Annotated in this window: 15 protein-coding genes; 10 read left to right on the forward strand and 5 right to left on the reverse strand. The window is 73.1% G+C overall.

Annotation, left to right across the window (positions count from 1 at the left end):
- Window positions 1-114 precede the first annotated feature (114 nt).
- Window positions 115-852 carry a GntR family transcriptional regulator gene (locus CHB94_RS04900; protein WP_254920404.1) on the reverse strand — a complete coding sequence of 246 codons (738 nt, stop codon included), beginning with the start codon at window positions 850-852 and terminating at the stop codon, window positions 115-117.
- Between the two features lie 226 nt (window positions 853-1078).
- Between CHB94_RS04900 and iolC the strand changes: the two genes are divergently transcribed.
- From iolC to CHB94_RS04940, 8 genes are read left to right on the forward strand one after another with little or no spacing between them, the layout of a single operon-like run.
- On the forward strand, window positions 1079-2065 hold the full coding sequence (iolC, locus tag CHB94_RS04905) for a 5-dehydro-2-deoxygluconokinase (RefSeq protein ID WP_089335471.1): 987 nt from the start codon (window positions 1079-1081) through the stop codon (window positions 2063-2065).
- Window positions 2058-2984, forward strand: a complete 927-nt coding sequence (locus tag CHB94_RS04910; RefSeq protein ID WP_217899171.1) for a class I fructose-bisphosphate aldolase — start codon at window positions 2058-2060, stop codon at window positions 2982-2984. Before iolC ends, CHB94_RS04910 begins: the two co-directional genes overlap by 8 nt.
- 33 nt (window positions 2985-3017) lie before the next feature.
- Window positions 3018-3929, forward strand: coding sequence for a 5-deoxy-glucuronate isomerase (gene iolB, locus CHB94_RS04915; RefSeq protein WP_089335472.1), 912 nt, complete (start codon window positions 3018-3020; stop codon window positions 3927-3929).
- The gene (gene iolD, locus CHB94_RS04920; protein ID WP_089335473.1) at window positions 3926-5869 is read left to right on the forward strand and encodes a 3D-(3,5/4)-trihydroxycyclohexane-1,2-dione acylhydrolase (decyclizing); all 1944 of its coding nucleotides are present in this window, start codon (window positions 3926-3928) and stop codon (window positions 5867-5869) included. The genes iolB and iolD overlap by 4 nt, the downstream gene beginning before the upstream one ends.
- A gap of 25 nt (window positions 5870-5894) precedes the next feature.
- Window positions 5895-6899, forward strand: coding sequence for a TIM barrel protein (locus CHB94_RS04925; protein WP_089335474.1), 1005 nt, complete (start codon window positions 5895-5897; stop codon window positions 6897-6899).
- Window positions 6896-7969 (forward strand): Gfo/Idh/MocA family protein, encoded by a 1074-nt coding sequence (locus CHB94_RS04930; RefSeq protein WP_089335475.1) that lies wholly within the window; start codon window positions 6896-6898, stop codon window positions 7967-7969. The genes CHB94_RS04925 and CHB94_RS04930 overlap by 4 nt, the downstream gene beginning before the upstream one ends.
- Window positions 7966-8904: a sugar phosphate isomerase/epimerase family protein gene (locus CHB94_RS04935; protein WP_089335476.1), complete on the forward strand. Its 939-nt coding sequence runs from the start codon at window positions 7966-7968 to the stop codon at window positions 8902-8904. The genes CHB94_RS04930 and CHB94_RS04935 overlap by 4 nt, the downstream gene beginning before the upstream one ends.
- Window positions 8905-8913: 9 nt before the next feature.
- Complete coding sequence (locus tag CHB94_RS04940; protein WP_089335477.1) at window positions 8914-10407, forward strand: CoA-acylating methylmalonate-semialdehyde dehydrogenase; 1494 nt, start codon at window positions 8914-8916, stop codon at window positions 10405-10407.
- A gap of 59 nt (window positions 10408-10466) precedes the next feature.
- Here CHB94_RS04940 and CHB94_RS04945 read toward each other — a convergent pair whose 3' ends face one another.
- The 4 genes from CHB94_RS04945 to CHB94_RS04960 form a co-directional block, all read right to left on the reverse strand.
- Complete coding sequence (locus CHB94_RS04945; protein ID WP_254920405.1) at window positions 10467-11297, reverse strand: TIM barrel protein; 831 nt, start codon at window positions 11295-11297, stop codon at window positions 10467-10469.
- Complete coding sequence (locus CHB94_RS04950) at window positions 11294-12292, reverse strand: Gfo/Idh/MocA family oxidoreductase (protein ID WP_254920406.1); 999 nt, start codon at window positions 12290-12292, stop codon at window positions 11294-11296. Before CHB94_RS04950 ends, CHB94_RS04945 begins: the two co-directional genes overlap by 4 nt.
- Before the next feature lie 116 nt (window positions 12293-12408).
- Window positions 12409-14667, reverse strand: a complete 2259-nt coding sequence (locus tag CHB94_RS04955) for a cytochrome P450 (RefSeq protein ID WP_089335478.1) — start codon at window positions 14665-14667, stop codon at window positions 12409-12411.
- Between the two features lie 95 nt (window positions 14668-14762).
- Window positions 14763-15842, reverse strand: a complete 1080-nt coding sequence (locus CHB94_RS04960) for a LacI family DNA-binding transcriptional regulator (protein ID WP_089335596.1) — start codon at window positions 15840-15842, stop codon at window positions 14763-14765.
- A 169-nt stretch (window positions 15843-16011) separates the two neighbouring features.
- Between CHB94_RS04960 and CHB94_RS04965 the strand changes: the two genes are divergently transcribed.
- Window positions 16012-17253, forward strand: a complete 1242-nt coding sequence (locus CHB94_RS04965) for a Gfo/Idh/MocA family protein (RefSeq protein ID WP_089335479.1) — start codon at window positions 16012-16014, stop codon at window positions 17251-17253.
- Window positions 17254-17284: 31 nt separating this feature from the next.
- On the forward strand, window positions 17285-18283 hold the full coding sequence (locus tag CHB94_RS04970) for a sugar phosphate isomerase/epimerase family protein (RefSeq protein WP_089335480.1): 999 nt from the start codon (window positions 17285-17287) through the stop codon (window positions 18281-18283).
- Window positions 18284-18413 lie beyond the last annotated feature (130 nt).

The raw sequence follows: 18413 nt of genomic DNA on the forward strand, positions 1-18413 counted from the left end.
TGCCGTCGAGGAGCCCGCCCGGACCCACCGGCGGCAGGTCACAGGGCAACGGAAGGGTGCGGTGGCCACCGACGCCCCGGGGCGCCCGCGGACCCCCGTGGGACGTGCCGCCGATCAGCGGCCGACCAGCGTCGTCTCGAAGTCGTACCGCGACGCACGGTAGATGTGCCGGCCGAACTCGACGGGCTGCCCCACGTCGTCGAAGGCGGTCCGTTGCATCGTGAGCACAGCCGAGCGGGGCGGTTCGCCCAGCAGGCGCGCCTCCTCCGCGCGCGCCATCCGGGCGCCGATCCGCTGGTGGGCCACCCGCAGGTGGACGCCCGCCGCCCGGAGGTACTGGTAGAGCCCGCGCTCGGTGAGGTCCTCGACCGTGGGCATGAAGCGACCGGGCAGGTAGTTCGTCATCAGGGCCAGCGGTTCGCCGCCCGAGCTCCGCAGCCGGCGTACGACGACGAGCTCCTCTCCCTCGGGAAGGTCGAGCTCACCCGCGACGTCGACAGGTGCCGGCACCCGCTCGAGCGAGAGGACGGCGGTCGTCGGCGACGCCCCCGACCGCGCCAGGTCCTCATAGAGGCTGGTGAGCTCCACGGAGCGGCTCACGTGCGGCTGGATGACCTGGGTGCCGACGCCCCGCTTGCGCACCAGGAGCCCCTTGTCGACCAGTTCCTGGACCGCACGGCGGACGGTGGGGCGGGACAGTCCGTACCGCTGGGCCAGCAGGAGCTCGTTGTCCAGGCGCGAACCGGCAGGCAGTGCCCCGCCCGTGATGGCCCCCTCGATGGCCCGTGCGAGCTGGAAGTACAGCGGGGTCGGGCTGGAGCGGTCGATGTCGAACATGAGCGCGGGTGCCACGGAACGCCTCCTGGAGCGGCTCGTCACTGCCGGGCTGCGGCCGGGCGACGGCCCGATGATCGCAGACCCTCGCGGGGCCCTTGTCCCCGCCGGAGCACCCCTCCCTCCTTTGAAGTGATGACCTTATGTCAGAACAAAGTATTGACACAGGGATGTGGTCCCGAGCACAGTCGGAAGCGCACACCACGGCCTGCCTGCGATCGCCCCCGAACGGACGGTGCCCACCGTGACTGAGCCCTTGGACGTGCTGGCGATCGGTCGCAGCGGGGTGGACGTCTACCCGCTCCAGGTCGGCGTCGGGCTCGAGGACGTCGAGACGTTCGGCAAGTACCTCGGCGGCAGCGCGGCGAACGTGGCGGTGGCCGCCGCGCGCCTGGGCCACTCGGTGGCTCTCGTCACCGGCGTGGGTGACGACCCGTTCGGCCGGTTCGTCCGGCGGGCGCTGCGCGATCTCGGGGTGGACGACCGGCTCGTCGTCGTCGACCCGGCGCATCCGACCCCGGTCACCTTCTGCGAGATCTTCCCGCCGGACGACTTCCCGCTGTACTTCTACCGCCGGCCGACCGCGCCGGACCTGCAGATCCGCCCCCAGGACCTCCACCTCGACGCCGTCCGGGGCGCCCACGTGCTCTGGGCGACCGTGACGGGCCTGTCGGAGGAGCCGAGCCGGTCGGCCCACGTCGCCGCCTGGGAGGCCCGCGGACGACGCCGGCACACGGTCCTCGACCTGGACTACCGGCCGATGTTCTGGTCCTCCCGGGAGGAAGCCGCGGCCCAGGTACGGGCGGCGCTGTCGCACGTGACCGTCGCCGTGGGGAACCGGGAGGAGTGCGCGGTCGCCACCGGCGAGACCGATCCCGATCGTGCGGCGGAGGCGCTGCTGGCCGCCGGCGTCGAACTGGCCGTGGTGAAGCAGGGGCCGAAGGGGGTCCTCGGCAGGACCGCGGAGGAGCGCGTGGTCGTCCCGCCCACGCCGGTGGAGGTGGTCAACGGCCTGGGTGCCGGGGACGCGTTCGGGGGCTCCCTCTGCCACGGCCTGCTGGCCGGCCTGTCCCTGGAGCAGACGCTGCGCAACGCGAACGCCGCCGGCGCGATCGTCGCCTCACGTCTGGAGTGCTCGACCGCGATGCCCACCGGGGCGGAGATCGCCGCCGTGGTCGACCGGTCGGCCGTGACTGGCCCGCGCCCGATGCTGGAGGAGACCCGTGCCTGATCTGACCACGTCGGTGTCCGACGTCCTCGACACCGCTGCTCCGCGCTGCCGTAGCTACGAGGACATCACCGAACTGCGCTCCCGTGACCCCGGAGCCATCGGCCGGGCGCTGCGGGAGCGCCGTCGCCGGCGCGCCTTCCTGCCCCCCGACGGCCGGCTCATGCTGCTCGCGGCCGACCACCCGGCCCGCGGAGCCCTGGCCGCGCAGGGCCGACCCTCGGCGATGAGCAGCCGCACCGACATGCTCGACCGGCTCCGCGAGGCGCTCGCCCGGCCGGGCGTCGACGGCCTGCTCGCCACGGCGGACATCGCGGAGGACCTCGTCCTGCTCGGCGCGCTGGAGGACAAGGTCGTCGTCGCCTCCATGAACCGCGGGGGCCTCGCCGGGGCCTCCTTCGAGCTCGACGACCGCATGACCGGCTACGACGTAGCCGGCGTGGTCGAGGCCCGGTTCGACGCCGCCAAGATGCTCAACCGCATCGACCTCGACGACCCGGGCACGGTGGCCATGCTGGAGACCACCGGTCGGACGATCAGCGAACTGGCTCGGGCCGGCGTGCCGGCGATGCTCGAGCCGTTCATGTCCCGTCGGGTCGACGGGAGGGTGGCCAACGACCTGAGTCCCGATGCGGTGATCCGGTCGGTCCACATCGCCCAGGGTCTGGGCTCCACCTCCGCCTACACCTGGCTCAAGCTCCCCGTCGTGCCGGAGATGCGACGCGTCATGGACGCCACGACGCTGCCGACGCTGCTTCTCGGCGGCGACCCGTCCGGTCGCCCCGAGGAGACCTACGCCGGCTGGCGCGACGCGCTGTCGCTCCCGTCGGTACGCGGCCTGGTGATCGGCCGCACCCTGCTCTACCCACCCGACGACGACGTCGGAGGGGCGGTGGACACCGCGGTCGCTCTCGTCCACTGAGAAGGACCCTCCTGCCCCCGTCGAGGAGTCGCCATGAGTACGGTCACCCGTTCCCTGCACCTGCCTGCCGGCACCGCCGCCGGCGGCCCCTACGTCCTCGAGGTGACCCCCGAGTCCGCCGGCTGGGGACACACCGGCCTGCGCGTGCTCGAACTTCCGGCCGGCGGCGGGCATCCGGTCGACACGGGCCCGGACGAGGTCGTCGTCGTTCCGTTGGCGGGCGGCCTGACCGTCGAGTGCGAGGGCGAGGTCCTCACGCTCACCGGGCGCAGCGGCGTCCTCGCCGGCCCGACCGACTTCGCCTACCTGCCCATGGACGCCACCGCCGAACTGCACAGCCGCGACGGCGGCCGCTTCGCCCTCTGTTCCGCCCGCGCCCGACGCCGACTGCCGGTCCGCTACGGCCCGGCCGCGGACGTCCCGGTCGAACTGCGCGGCGCCGGCCGGTGCAGCCGGCAGGTGAACAACTTCGCCACCGCGGACGTCTTCGAGGCGGACTCGCTCATCGCGTGCGAGGTGATCACGCCGGGGGGCAACTGGTCGTCGTACCCGCCGCACAAGCACGACGAGACCTCCGCCGTGGAGACCGAACTCGAGGAGATCTACTACTTCGAGGTCGCCCCCGGTCCGCAGGGGCAGCCGGGCCTGGCCTACCACCGGGTGTACGGCACGCCGGAGCGCCCGATCGACGTGCTCGCCGAGGTACGCGACCGCGACGTCGTCCTGGTGCCCCACGGCTGGCACGGCCCTTCCGTCGCCGCGCCCGGACACGACCTCTACTACCTCAACGTCATGGCCGGCCCCGGCCCGGACCGGGCCTGGCGGATCGTCGACGACCCGGCGCACGCGTGGCTGCGGGACACGTGGGCGGCCGAGGACGTCGACCCGCGGCTCCCGCTGCGCTCCCCTGCCGGCACCAACCAGAACGGAGCCCCCCGACCGTGAGCGAGTCCTACCCTGCGCCGGCTGCCCTCGAGACGGTGCGGCTCACCGTTGCCCAGGCCGTGGTCCGGTTCCTGGCCCAGCAGTACACCGAGCGCGACGGGCAGCGACAGCGGCTGTTCGCCGGCTGCTTCGGCATCTTCGGGCACGGCAACGTCGCCGGCCTGGGCCAGGCACTGCTGCAGGCCGAGCTCGAGGACGACGCCGCCGAGCCGTCCCTGAGGTACGTGCTGGGCCGCAACGAGCAGGCCGTCGTGCACACCGCCGTGGCCTACGCCCGGGCCAAGGACCGGCTGCAGACCTGGGCGATCTCCACCAGCGTCGGCCCCGGCTCCACGAACACGCTCACCGGTGCGGCGCTGGCCACCATCAACCGGCTGCCGGTGCTGCTGCTGCCGGCGGACACCTTCGCCACCCGCTCGGCCGGCCCGCTGCTGCAGGAGCTCGAGCGGCCCGACACCGGGGACGTGACCGTCAACGACGCCTTCCGGCCGGTCTCGCGCTACTTCGACCGCATCTGGCGACCCGAGCAGCTGCCCGGCGCCCTGCTCGGCGCGATGCGGGTGCTCACCGACCCGGCCGAGACCGGCGCGGTCACCCTCTGCTTCCCGCAGGACGTGCAGGCCGAGGCGTTCGACTGGCCGGTCGAGCTGTTCGCCGAGCGGACCTGGCACGTGGGCCGGCCGTTGCCGGAGCCGGCTGCCCTGCAGCGCGCCGTCGAGGTGATCCGCTCGGCCCGGCGCCCGCTGATCGTGGCCGGCGGCGGGGTCATCTACTCGCAGGCGACCGACGCGTTGGACGCCTTCGTCTTGGCCACCGGCATCCCGGTCGGCCAGACCCAGGCCGGCAAGGGCGCGCTGCCCTACGACCACCCGCAGTCGGTCGGCGCGATCGGCTCCACCGGGACCACGGCGGCCAACGCGCTGGCCCGCGAGGCCGACGTCGTCATCGGGATCGGCACCCGGTACCAGGACTTCACCACCGCCTCGCACACCGCGTTCAACGACCCCGGCGTGCGGTTCGTCAACGTCAACATCGGCTCGTCGGACGCCGTCAAGCACGCCGGTGTCGCCGTGCAGGCCGATGCCCGCGAAACGCTGACCGCGCTCACCGAGGCGCTGACCGGCTGGTCGGTCGACGACGGGTACCGGGCCCGCACCGCGGAGCTCGCCGCGCGGTGGGAGGCCACCGTCGAGGCCGCCTACCACCCCGAGACCCCGAGCGCCGGCGAGGGCGGCCGGCTGACGCAGAACGAGGTCATCGGGATCGTCAACGAGGTCTCCGCGCCGCGGGACGTCGTCGTCTGCGCCGCCGGCTCCATGCCCGGCGACCTGCACAAGATGTGGCGGGTCCGCGACCGCAAGGGCTATCACGTCGAGTACGGCTACTCGACCATGGGATACGAGATCCCGGGGGGCATCGGCATCCGGATGGCCAGCCCCGACCGCGACGTCTTCGTCATGGTCGGCGACGGCTCCTACCTGATGATGCCGACCGAGCTGGTCACCGCCGTCCAGGAAGGCGTCAAGATCGTCGTCGTCCTGGTGCAGAACCACGGCTTCGCCTCGATCGGGGCCCTGTCGGAGTCCCTCGGCTCACAGCGGTTCGGCACCCGCTACCGCTACCGCTCCGAGTCCGGCCGGCTCGACGGCGACGTGCTGCCGGTCGACCTCGCCGCCAACGCCGCCAGCCTCGGCGTCGACGTCCTGGTCGCGCAGGACGGGCCGAGCTTCGAGGCGGCGCTGCGCAAGGCCAAGGCCGGCGACCGGACGACGGTCGTGCACGTCGAGACGGACCCGCTCATGGACGCGCCGTCGAGCGAGTCGTGGTGGGACGTCCCGGTCAGCGAGGTGTCCACCCTGCAGAGCACCCAGGACGCCCGCGCGGTCTACGACCGCTGGAAGGCCGTCCAGCGTCCGTACCTGAACCCCACCGAGCCCTGACCCACCGTTCCCGGAGGAGGACCGTATGAGCGCGGACAGCCAGGCGGCGACCGCACCGCAGCAGGACACCGGCCACACCCCGGGTCGCAGCCGCATCAGGGTGGGGTCGGCGCCCGACTCGTGGGGCGTGTGGTTCCCCGACGACCCGCACCAGGTGCCGTGGCAGCGCTTCCTCGACGAGGTCAGCGCCTGCGGGTACGAGTGGATCGAGCTGGGCCCCTACGGCTATCTGCCCACCGACCCCGCGCAGCTGTCCGACGAGCTCGGCGCGCGGGACCTACGGGTGTCGGCCGGCACCGTGTTCGAGCACCTGCACCGGCCCGAGTCCTGGGACGCCGTGTGGAGCCAGGTCAAGGACGTGGCCGCGCTGACCGAGGCCGTGGGCGGGACACACGTCGTCGTCATCCCGGACACCTTCCGTGACCAGAAGACCGGCGCGGACGTCGAGCCACGGGAGCTCACCCCCGAGGCGTGGCGCGCGAAGACCAGCGGTGTGGACCGGCTGGCCCACGCGATCCGGGAGGAGTACGGGCTCTCCATCGCCTACCACCCGCACGCGGAGAGCCACGTGGGCTGGCAGCACGACATCGAGCGGTTCCTCGCCGACACCGACCCGCAGCTCGTGCCGCTCTGCCTGGACACCGGGCACGTCAGCTACTACCGAGGCGACAACCTGGACCTGATCCGCCGCTACCCGGAGCGCATCGGTTACCTGCACCTCAAGCAGGTCGACCCGACGGTCGTCGACGAGGTGCTCGAGAAGGACATCACCTGGCCGGAGGCGGTCAGGATGAACGCGTTCGTGGAACCGCCCAACGGGGTGCCCGCCTACCCGCCGCTGTTCGAGGCGATCGAGGAGCACGGGCTGGACGTGTTCGCGATCGTCGAGCAGGACATGTACCCCTGCCCGCCGGACCAGCCGTTCCCGATCGCCCGGCGCACCCACCGGCACATCGCCGGCTGCCGGCTGCCGGCGCTGGAGATCGGCGCCCCGAAGACCCCCGCCACCGGATCGGAGGCCCAGGCGTGACCACCGCCGAGACCCGCGCCGGGGTGCTCCCCGACCTCGCCGACGTCCCGGCGCGCGACCTGCGCGTGGCCGTGCTGGGCGTCGGGATGATGGGCGCCGACCACGTCGCCCGCCTCTACAGCCGCATCTCCGGAGCCCAGGTCGTCGCGGTCAGCGACGCGTTCGCCGAGAAGGCCGAGCAGGTGGCCGCCGCCGTGCCCGGCTGCCGGGTGATGGGCGACCCGCTGGCCGCGATCGCCGACGACGACGTCGACGCCGTCCTGATCGCCACCCCCGGCCAGTTCCACGAGGAGCAGGTGCTCGCCTGCATCGGGCGGGGCAAGCCGGTGCTGTGCGAGAAGCCGCTGACGATGGACGCCGACAGCGCCCTGGCCGTGGTCCGGGCCGAGGACGAGTACACCGCGCGCACCGGCCGGCGGCTGGTCCAGGTCGGCTTCATGCGCCGCTTCGACCCCGAGTACGCCGAGCTCAAGGCACTGATCGCCGGCGGCGGGCTCGGTGAGCCGCTGCTCGTGCACTGCGCGCACCGCAACGCCGCCGTCCCGCCGCACTTCACCAGCGAGATGATGGTCAACGACTCGGTGGTGCACGAGGTCGACGTCGCCCGGTTCCTGCTGGACGAGGAGATCGCCGCGGTGACCGTGCTGCGGCCGAGGGCGACCCGGCACGCGGTGGCCGGCCAGTCCGACCCGCTGCTGGTGCTGTTCGAGACCACCGGTGGCCGGATGGTCGACGTCGAGTGCTTCGTCAGCACCGGCGTGGGCTACGAGGTGCGCACGGAGGTGGTCGGCGAGGACGGCAGTGCCATGATCGGCCTCGACCTGGGCCTCGTCCGCCTGGCCGGCGGGACCCCGGGCGCGACCCGGTCGACCGGCATCGCGCCGGACTTCCGGCAGCGCTTCGGCCGCGCCTACGACATCGAGCTGCAGCGCTGGGTGGACGCCGCCCGCCGCGGCGAGGTCGACGGCCCGGGGGCGTGGGACGGCTACGCCGCGCAGGCGGTCTGCGCCGCCGGGGTCGAGGCGCTGCACAGCGGACGGCGGACCGAGGTCCGGATGGAGTCGCGATGAGGATCGCCCTGGACCCGCAGATGCTGCGCAACGTCCCGCTGCTCGAGCTGCCCGACGTGGTGGCCGGCATGGGCTACGAGTGGATCGAGCTCTCCCCCCGCGAGGACTTCATCCCGTTCTTCAAGCACCCGCGGGTGGACACCGCCACGGTGCGGGCCTTGCGGTCGAAGCTGTCCGACGCAGGCGTCGGCGTCACCTCGCTGCTGCCGGTCATGCGCTGGTCGGGCCCGGGCGAGGTGGAGCGGCAGGCCGCCGTCCGCTACTGGAAGCGGGCCATCGAGATCTGCGTCGAGCTCGGCGCGGACACGATGAACTCCGAGTTCAGCGGCCGGCCGGAGGCCCCGGAGCTCGCCGAGGCGATGTTCTGGCGGTCGATGGAGGAGCTGCTGCCGATCTTCGAGCGGGAGGGCGTCAAGCTCGTGCTCGAGCCGCACCCGGACGACTTCATCGAGCTCGGCCACCCGGCGGTCGACATGGTCCGCGGCATCGACTCGCCGTGCGTCAGCTTCCTGTACTGCATGCCGCACACGTTCCACCAGGGCGACGACGCGGCCGGGATCATCGCCCACGCCGGCGACCTGCTCACCCACGTGCACGTCGCCGACTCGATGGACCACACCGCCTCCGACGGGCTGCGCTACATCACCAACCCGCCGGGCAACCCCGTCCGCGTCCACCAGCACATGGAGCTCGGGCGCGGCGACGTGGACGCCGACGAGGCCTTCGCCGCCCTGGCGGGGATCGGCTTCGACGGCGTCCTCACCACCTGCGTCTTCGGGTGGGACGACCAGGCCCGCGAGTCCGGCACGCGGATGCTCGCCGCCATCCGCGAGCTGGTCTCCAAGCACTTCCCCGGTGACGCGCTCGCCGGTGCCTCCGCTCCCGGACGGCCGAACTTCCCCCAGACACCGCTCCCCGACGACACCGCTCCTTGAGAGGTAGCCATGCCCACCCACATCCCGCACTGGATCGACGGCGCCCGCCGCGAGGGTGCCAGTGGTCGCACCGGAGAGGTGACCGACTCGGCGACCGGTGAGGTCACCGGCCAGGTCGCGCTCGCCTCGCCCGAGGAGGTCGACGCCGCGGTCGCCGCCGCCTCGGCCGCCTTCCCGGGCTGGCGCGACACGTCGCTGGCCAGGCGCACGGCGGTGCTGTTCCGCTTCCGGGAGCTGCTCAACGCCCGCAAGCCCGAGCTGGCCGCGATCATCACCGCCGAGCACGGCAAGGTCCTCGACGACGCCCTGGGCGAGGTCTCCCGCGGCCAGGAGGTCGTGGAGTACGCCTGCGGCGTCCCCTCGCTGGTCCGCGGCGGGTTCACCGAGAACGCCTCGACCAACGTCGACGTGCACTCGGTCCGCCAGCCGCTCGGCCCGGTGGCGATCATCAGCCCGTTCAACTTCCCGGCGATGGTCCCGATGTGGTTCTTCCCCATCGCGATCGCCACGGGCAACACCGTCGTCCTCAAGCCCAGCGAGCAGGACCCCTCGGCGGCGCTCTGGATCGCCGAGCTGTGGAAGGAGGCCGGGCTGCCCGACGGCGTGTTCAACGTCGTCCAGGGCGACAAGGTCGCCGTCGACCGGCTGCTGGAGCACCCCGACATCCGGTCGGTGTCCTTCGTCGGCTCCACCGCGATCGCCCGCTACGTCTACGAGACCGGCACCCGCAACGGCAAGCGGGTGCAGGCCCTCGGTGGCGCGAAGAACCACATGATCGTGCTCCCCGACGCGGACCTGGACCTGGCGGCCGACGCCGCGGTCAACTCTGGGTTCGGCTCGGCCGGCGAGCGCTGCATGGCGATCAGCGCGATCGTCGCCGTCGGCGGCGTGGGTGACGACCTGGTCGCCCGCATCGCCGAGCGCACCGCCACGCTGCGCACCGGCGACGGCCGGAAGGGCAGCGACATGGGCCCGCTGATCAGCCGGCGGCACCGGGACCGGGTCGCCTCCTACGTCGACGCCGGCGAGGACGAGGGCGCCAAGCTGGTGGTCGACGGCCGTGAGGTGCAGCCCGACGGCGGGGAGAACGGGTACTGGCTCGGCCCGACGCTGCTCGACCACGTGCAGCCGCAGATGAGCGTGTACACCGACGAGATCTTCGGCCCGGTGCTCTCGGTGCTGCGAGTGGACACCTACGAGCATGCACTGGAGCTGGTGAACAGCAACGAGTACGGCAACGGCACCGCGATCTTCACCAACGACGGCGGCGCCGCCCGGCGCTTCCAGCACGAGGTGGAGGTCGGGATGATCGGCATCAACGTCCCGATCCCGGTGCCGATGGCCTACTACTCCTTCGGCGGGTGGAAGAACAGCCTCTTCGGCGACTCCCACGCGCACGGTGCCGAGGGCGTGCACTTCTTCACCCGCGGCAAGGTCATCACCAGCCGCTGGCTGGACCCCAGCCACGGTGGCCTGAACCTCGGCTTCCCGCAGAACGCCTGAGAGAGGACCGGCCGGAGCCGGCGAGACGAGTCTCCGCCGGCTCCGGCCCCTCCCGGCGATCAGAGGGTGAAGGCGGTGCGGAAGCGGTCGAGGGCCCGCGCCGGATCGCCGGAGGCCCAGCCCTCCAGAGCCACGACGCCGGTATAGCCGAGCCGGCCGAGGGCGGCCGCCACCGCCGGGTGGTGGATCTCCCCCGTGCCCGGCTCGCAGCGGCCGGGGACGTCGGCGACCTGGATCTCGCCGATCAGCGGCAGGGCCCGTTCCACGAGCGCCACGAGGTTCCCCTCGCCGATCTGCGCGTGGTACAGGTCGAGGTTGAGCCGCAGGTGCGGGCTGCCCACCGCCTCCACCAGGGCGATCGTGTCGGCGGCGCGGGCGAACGGCGTGCCCGGGTGGTCGACGGCGGTGTTGAGGTTCTCCAGCGTGAAGACCCGCCCGGCCCGCTCCCCCAGCCTGGCCAGCTGCTCCAGCGTCCGCGCGGCGGTCAGCCACATCGCCGGGGTCACCACCTCGGCGGGGACGACCGGCAGCCCCCGGCCGTCCAGCCCGGTCCCGTGCACGTTGAGCCGCGGACAGTCCAGCCGCTCGGCGACGGTGAGGGACTGCGCGGCGGTGCGCAGCAGCTCCGCGGCGCCGTCCGGGTCGGCCAGGGTGCCGCTGACGTACCCGGTCATGGAGGAGAAGGTCGCGCCGGTCCTCGTGAGCTCGTCGACGTCCTTCGCCGTCCAGTCCCAGATCTCCACCTCGAAGCCGGCGTCGGCGATGCGCCGCACCCGCTCGGCGAACGGCAGGTCGAGGAAGAGCATCTCGGCCGAGGCCGCCAGACGAAGGACCCCGTCCCCCCCACCCCGCGCGAGCTCGGGGCGGTGCCCTGGACGGGGCCGGCTCACTTCTCCACCTCGTCGATCCGCACCGGGTGGCCCGAGCGCACGGACTCGGCCGCTGCCAGCGCGATCGCCAGGGCGGCGCGGGCGTCCTCGCCGGTCGCCCGGGCCGGGGTCCCGGTGCGGACGGCGTCGACGAAGGCGGCCAGCTCGGCGGTGTAGGCGTCCGGGAAGAGTTCCTGGTCGCCGCGGACGGTCTCGACCAGCCGCCCGGCCGGCCCGGAGAAGGCCATCCCGCTGCGCCGGCCGTCGCCCATCGTCGCCATCCCGCCGGAGCCGAGCACCTCACCGCGGACGTCGTAGCCGTAGGCGGCCTCGAAGCAGGCCTCGGCCACTGCCATGGCCCCGTTGTCGAACCGCACCGTGACCACCGCTGTGTCGAGCAACCCGCGGTCCCGCCACGCCGGCTCCACGAGCGCGTCCCCGGTCGCGAAGACCTCCACGGCCTCGCCACCGGGGTTGAGGAACCGCAGCGTGTCGAAGTCGTGGATGAGCGTCTCGAGGAAGATCGTGTCGGGCAGGACACGGGACGGGTCGAAGCCGCCGGGGTCGCGGGTCAACGAGCGCAGCAGCCGGGGGGTCCCCAGGGTGCCGGCGTCGAGCAGCACCCGGGCGGCCCGCCAGTCGGCGGCGAACCGGCGGTTGAAGCCCACCTGCAGGACGACGCCCGCGGCGCGCGCCGCGTCGATGGCGCGGGCGGCGTCCGGGAGGGTGACCGCCATCGGCTTCTCGCAGAAGACGTGCCGGCCCGCCGCCGCGGCGGCCACGACCAGGTCGGCGTGGGTGCGAGCCGGCGCCGCGATGACGACGGCCTCGACGGCCGGGTCGTCCCAGAGCTGCGCCACGTCGGTGCAGGAGCGGTCCGCGCCGAGCGCCCCGGCCAGCCGCTCGGCGGCACCCGGCGCGGGGTCGACGACCGCGGCCAGCCGCGCGGACGGCAGGCGCCGGGCAAGTGTCTCGGCGTGGAAGGCGCCCATCCGCCCCGACCCGACGAGGGCCACCCCGGTCCGACCCCCCTGCAGGGTCCCGGCGTGGCCCCGTCCCGGGTCCCGACCTGAGCCTGCGATGGGTGGGGAGGACGGGGTCCTTCCACGGTGGGGGGCAGGGGGGTCCTTTCTCACAGGTCCAGCACCAATCGGTCCGTGCGGGCACGGGACACGCAGATCATCATGCAGTCGTTCGCCTCTCTCTCGTACGGACCGAGGACGGAGTCGCGGTGGTCGGGCACGCCGTCCAGGACGGGGGTCTCGCAGGTGCCGCAGGTGCCCTCGGCGCACGAGGAGAGGACGCCGACCCGGGCCTCCTCGACCACCGACAGGATCGAGCGGTCCGGCGGGACGGTCAGGGTGAGCCCGCTCTGCTCGAGCACGACCTCGAACGCCTCGGACCGCACCGGCTCGGTCAGCGGCCGGGCCGCGAACCGCTCGACGTGCAGGGCGCCGGCCGGCCAGGCGCCACAGCGCTGCTCGACGGCGGCCAGCAGCGGCTCCGGGCCGCAGCAGTACACGCGGGTGTCGGCCTGCGGCGTGCCCAGCAGCCCCTCCAGGTCGAGCAGCCCGGCCTCGTCCTGCGGGCGGACCGACACCCGGTCGCCGTACTGCGCCAGCTCGTCGAGGAAGGCCATCGAGGCCCGCCGCCGGCCGCCGTACACGAGCCTCCAGTCGGCGCCGGCGGCCTCCGCGGCCCGGATCATCGGCAGGATCGGCGTGATGCCGATGCCGCCGGCGATGAACAGGTAGCGGGGTGAGGCGACCAGGGGGAAGTTGTTGCGCGGCCCGCGCACCCGGACGGTGTCCCCGACCTCGAGCCGGTCGTGCACGTACCGCGAGCTGCCGCGGCCGGCCGGGTCGCGCAGCACTCCCAGGCGGTACTCGGAGTGGTCGGCGGGGTCGCCGCACAGCGAGTACTGCCGGGTGGGGGCCTCGCCGAGCACCAGGTCGACGTGCGCCCCGGGCTTCCACGGCGGCAGTGGGCGGCCCCCGGGCTCGCGCAGGCTCAGGACGACGACCCCGTCGGCGGCCTCCTGCTTGGCGGCGACCCGGGCCTCGGTCTCGAACTCCGAGGTGGCCAGGGTGACCGTCGTCGTCCGGTGGGAGACGGCCTCGACGTGCGGGCGGCGTGCGGACCGGCCGAAGGTGCCCGGCAGGTTCTTCCAGACGTACATGTTGGGCGAGCTCGGGTAGAAGGTCGGCGGGCCGGCGAGCTCGTAGTCCCCCAGGACGGGCAGGGCCTCCTCGAGCGCGATCCGCGCCTCGAGCCGGGCCAGCGGAGCACCCAGACAGCCGTGCACGCCCTCGCCGAAACCCAGGTGCCGGCCCCGGGGCCGGGTGATGTCGAAGGTGTCGGGGTCGGGAAACTGGCGCTCGTCCCGGTTGGCGGCGCCCATCACGAGCACGACCCGGCCGCCGGCGGGGATGGTGACCCCGTGCAGGGTGACCTCGCGCGACGTCGTCCGGGCGGTGAGCTGCAGGGGCGTGATCAGGCGCAGAGCCTCCTCCACCGCGGCCGGGAGCAGCGACGGGTCGGCCTGCAGGAGCGCGCGCTGGCCGGGATTCTCGGCCAGCAGCGTGAACAGCGTGCCGGTCAGGCCGGCGGTGGACTCGACCCCACCGAGGAAGAGGATCATCATCAGGCCGCTGACCTCGGAGTTCGGTGTGACCTCCTCGCCCACGAACGGGACGCCGTCGATGTCGGCCTGGACGAACCTCGTGACCAGGTCGTCCCGGGCGGCGCGGCGTCGGTCGTCGAGCAGGTCGATGAAGAACTGCTGCACACCGGCGGTGGCCGCCCGCGCCACCGGGGTCAGGTGGGGCGTGCCGGGCACCCGGTCCTTGAGCTCGTGGGTCCAGTGCTCGAGCTGCTCGCGCCGCGCCCGCTCCAGGGGGTCCGGGTCGTGCCGGCTCGGCAGACCCATCAGGTGGAAGAAGACGTCGAAGGGCATGGGCCAGGCCAGCTCCTGGGCGATGTCCACCGTGCCTCTGCCGACCGCGCCGCGGTCCCGCCAGGAGGCGACCAGGTCGCGGACCACCGTGCGGATGCCGTCCTCCAGCTGGGCGATCCGGCGCGGCAGGAAGTAGGGCTGCACCACCGAGCGGACCTGGTCGTGCCGGGGGTTGTCCATGCTGCCGATCGAGCCGGGCGGCACCTGCTCCAGGCGGCTGTCGTCGATGTCCATGCCCTCGAAGCTGCGGAACGTGTCCGCATCCAGCGCCGCCCCGCGCACGTCCTCGAAGCGGGTCAGGGCGTACCAGCCCCACCGTTCGCTGTAGTAGACGGGCGCCTCCTCCCGCATCCGCCGGTACACCGCGAACGGGTCGGACGTGTAGAAGTCGGGCGCGAACGGGTTGTAGTCGATCGCCGTGGCGGTGCTGGCCATGTCTGTCTCCGCGGGCGCGTGGTGGCGACGGGCGGAAGCGCTGGACCGGCAGCCGCTCTAAAGCGCTTCAAGGCCAGGGTGCCGAGTGACTGGCGTCACGTCAACCCATGGTCAGATCGAACTGATCCCCGACGGGACCCGCCCCGGGGGTCATCGAGCTCAGCGTCCGGCGGCGCCCCGGTTGTCCCCCGAACCACCAGGCGCGGCGGGACGACGACCTCGCGGTGCTCCATCCTGCCGCCGTCGAGCCGCTCGACCACCGCGGCGACCGCGTGCCGCATCAGCTGCTGGGACTCCTGACTGACGGTGGTCAGGTCCACGTGCGCCAGCCGGGAGAGGGGGCTGTCGTCGTAGCCCACCACGGAGACCGTCCCCGGGACCCCGACGCCGCTGCGCAGCAGCGTGTCCAGCACCCCCACCGCGGAACGGTCGTTGTACGCGACCACGGCCGTCGGCGGGAGGTCCGTCGCGAGGAGCGCCCGCGCCGCGCGCGCCCCGGACTCCTCGCCATGGTCACCGGGCATGACGTGCAGGTTCTCGCCGAGCCGGTGACGGCGCATCGCCCGCTGGTACCCGCGACGCCGGCCGGCCGAGATGGCCCCGGGGCCGCCGTCGACGTAGGTGATGCGACGGTGCCCCAGGGCGACCAGGTGGTCGACCGCCAGGGCGACGCCCTCGTCGTCGGCGGCGCGGACGACGTCGACGCCCGCCGACGGGACGGCCCGGCCGACAGCCACCACGGGCAGCTGCCGGTCGAGCGCGCCCAGCCGGGCGGCCGGGGCCTCGGGCCCGAGGAGGACCAGGGCCTCGCAGCGCGAGTCGAGGAGCGTCTCGACCGCCCGCCCCTCGTCCCGGGTGCGGGTCATCGTGCTGAGCACCAGGTCGTATCCGTGCTCCTCGGCCGCCTCGTGGACGTCCTCGACGAGCTGGGCGTGGAAGGTGCTGCGGACGTCCATCAGGACGCCGATCAGCCTGCTGCGCCGGCGGGCCAGCAGGCTCGCGGCGCGGTCGGGCCGATACCCCAGCCGGGCGGCGGCGTCGAGCACGCGCTCGCGGGTGACGCTGCTCGGCCCCGCGGAGCCGCGCAGCACGAGCGACGCCGTCGCCGGCGAGACCCCCGCCGCGGCCGCGACGTCCTGCAACCGGGGACGACGCACCGACTCGGCTGCACTCACGACGACCACCCACTCCCTTGACGCGACCCTTGCACCCTGCTGAGATCGGCGTCACCATTAAAGCGCTTTAAGGACATCAGCGGTCGACCGCTCACCCGCGGAGCGTGCCACGGCCGCGGAGGCACCCACGCATCGCCGGAGCCCCGTCCACCCGAGGAGAGGAACAGCCATGTCGCGACGACGACTGTCCGTGGCGGTGATCGGGGCCGGGATGGCCGGCCGCAGCCACGCCGCCGGGTACCGCCAGGTCAACACCGTCTTCGGAGAGGGACTGCCGCCCATCCGGCTGGCCGCCGTCGCCGACGCCAACGAGACGCTGGCCAGGGATGCCGCCCGCCGGTACGGCTTCGAGAAGGCCGTCTTCAGCTGGGAGGAGATCGTCGAGGACCCCACGATCGACGCGGTCAGCATCGTCGTCGGCAACGCGCTGCACCGGCCGATCGCCGAGGCGTTGATCGCCGCCGGCAAGCACGTGCTGTGCGAGAAGCCCCTGGCCGGCTCGATGGAGGACGGCCGAGCCATGGTCGCCGTCGAGGAGGACGCCGACGTCGTCACCGCGGTCGGCTACACGTATCGCCGGTCCCCGGCCATCGCGGCGATCCGCGACCATGTGCGCAACGGTGAACTCGGGGACTTGTCACTGTTCCACGGCCGGTACTGGTGCGACTACGCCTGCGACCCGCGCAGCCCGCTGACATGGCGATTCAGGGGAGGTCTCGGCTCCGGCGCACTCGGCGACATCGGCGCGCACGTGATCGACGCCGCGGAGTACCTGTGCGGGCCGATCGTCGCGGTGTCCGGCGGCGCGGTCTCGATCCAGATCCCCAAGCGCCCGCTCCCCCTTGGCGCAGTCGTGGGGCACGGCGCCGCTCCGGTCAGCGACGAGGTCGGCGAGGTCGAGAACGAGGACACCGCGATGTTCACTGCGCGGTTCGAGTCCGGCCTGACGGGGTCGTTCTCCGTTTCCCGCACCGTATTCGGCGTGCCGAACGGCCTGGGGTTCGACGTCTACGGGCTGGACGGCCGCGCCGCGTTCGACTTCCACCGGCCCGCGGAGTACCTGTTCGACGACGCCCAGCCCGAGGCCCGTACGCGCGGCGTCCGCCAGGTGATCGTCGGCCCGCAGATGCCCTACTTCCACGGCGGCTACCCCATGGAGGCCCCGGGCGTCGGCATCGGCAACCAGGAGGCCTTCATCTACCAGTGCCGGGCGTTCCTGGATCAGATCGCCGGCACGCCCGACCCGTTGCCCGCCAACGCCTCCTTCGCCGACGCACTCCACACCATGGCGATCATCCAGGCCGTCGTCCGGTCGTCCCAGTCCGACGGCGGAACCGTCGAGGTCGCCTCGGTGAGCTCCGGCATGCCCGTCGAGGCCGACGCTCCGGCCAACCCTGCGCCCCCCGCCTGACCACCTCCACGACCAGAAGGCGAGAACTCCCATGACTCTCAAGCTCGGCGCCTACACCGCCTGCCTGCACGACCGCCCCCTCGGCGAGGCCCTCGACGTCCTGCAGGCCAACGGCCTGACGTCGGTCGAGGTCAACACCGGCGGCTTCATCCCCTCCCCGCACTGCCACGTCGACCTGCTGCTCTCCTCCGAGCAGGCCCGGCGGGACTACCTCGACCTGTTCGCCTCCCGTGGGATGGAGCTGAGCGGGCTGAACTGCAACGGCAACCCGCTCAACCCGCTGCCCGGCGTCGGCCCCAAGCACGCCGACGACCTCCGCCGCACCATCGAGCTCGCCGGGCTGCTCGGGGTCAGGAACATCGTGACGATGTCGGGCACGCCCGGGTCGGACCCCGACGCCAGGTACCCGTCCTGGGTGGTCAACCCGTGGGACGGCGTCTACATGGACGTCCTGGACTACCAGTGGGGCGTGGCGGTCGACTTCTGGAAGGAGATCGACGCCCTCGCCCGCGCCCACGACGTCCGGGTCGCCATCGAGATGCACCCGCACAACCTGGTGTTCTCGCCGGTGACCCTGCGGAAGCTGGTCGAGCTGACCGGCGCGACGAACCTCGGCGCCGAGATGGACCCGTCGCACCTGATGTGGCAGGGCATGGACGTCGCCGCCTGCATCCGCGACCTGGGTCCGCTGGTGTTCCACGCTGCGGCCAAGGACGCGATGATCACGCCCGGGGTCGACATCCGCGGCGTGCTCGACACCTCGTTCACGCGCGTGCCCGCCGACGCCGCCGACAAGGTCCCCACCGGCTACGGCTTCTGGTGCAACGCGTGGCCGGAGGACCCGGCGTGGCGGTTCGTGGCCGTCGGCGCCGGCCACGACGTCGGCTGGTGGACCGGGTTCCTCCGCGCGCTGGCCGAGGTCGATCCCGACATGGCGGTCAACATCGAGCACGAGGACGCCGCCTACGACCGCCTCGAGGGCCTCGCCCTCGCCGCCGAGAACCTGCGCGCCGCTGCCGAGAAGATGTAGCGCCCGGAGGCCCTCCTGCGCGGACGGGGTCTCGGGGCACCCCGCAGCGGACCGCGTCGTCGTCGTGGTTGTTGACCGACGACTCGGCGGCTCGCGAGGCTTGCGGGATGACCACGGTCCCGGACGTAGC

It is taken from the genome of Blastococcus mobilis, assembly GCF_900188025.1.
GTDB lineage: Bacteria > Actinomycetota > Actinomycetes > Mycobacteriales > Geodermatophilaceae > Blastococcus_B > Blastococcus_B mobilis.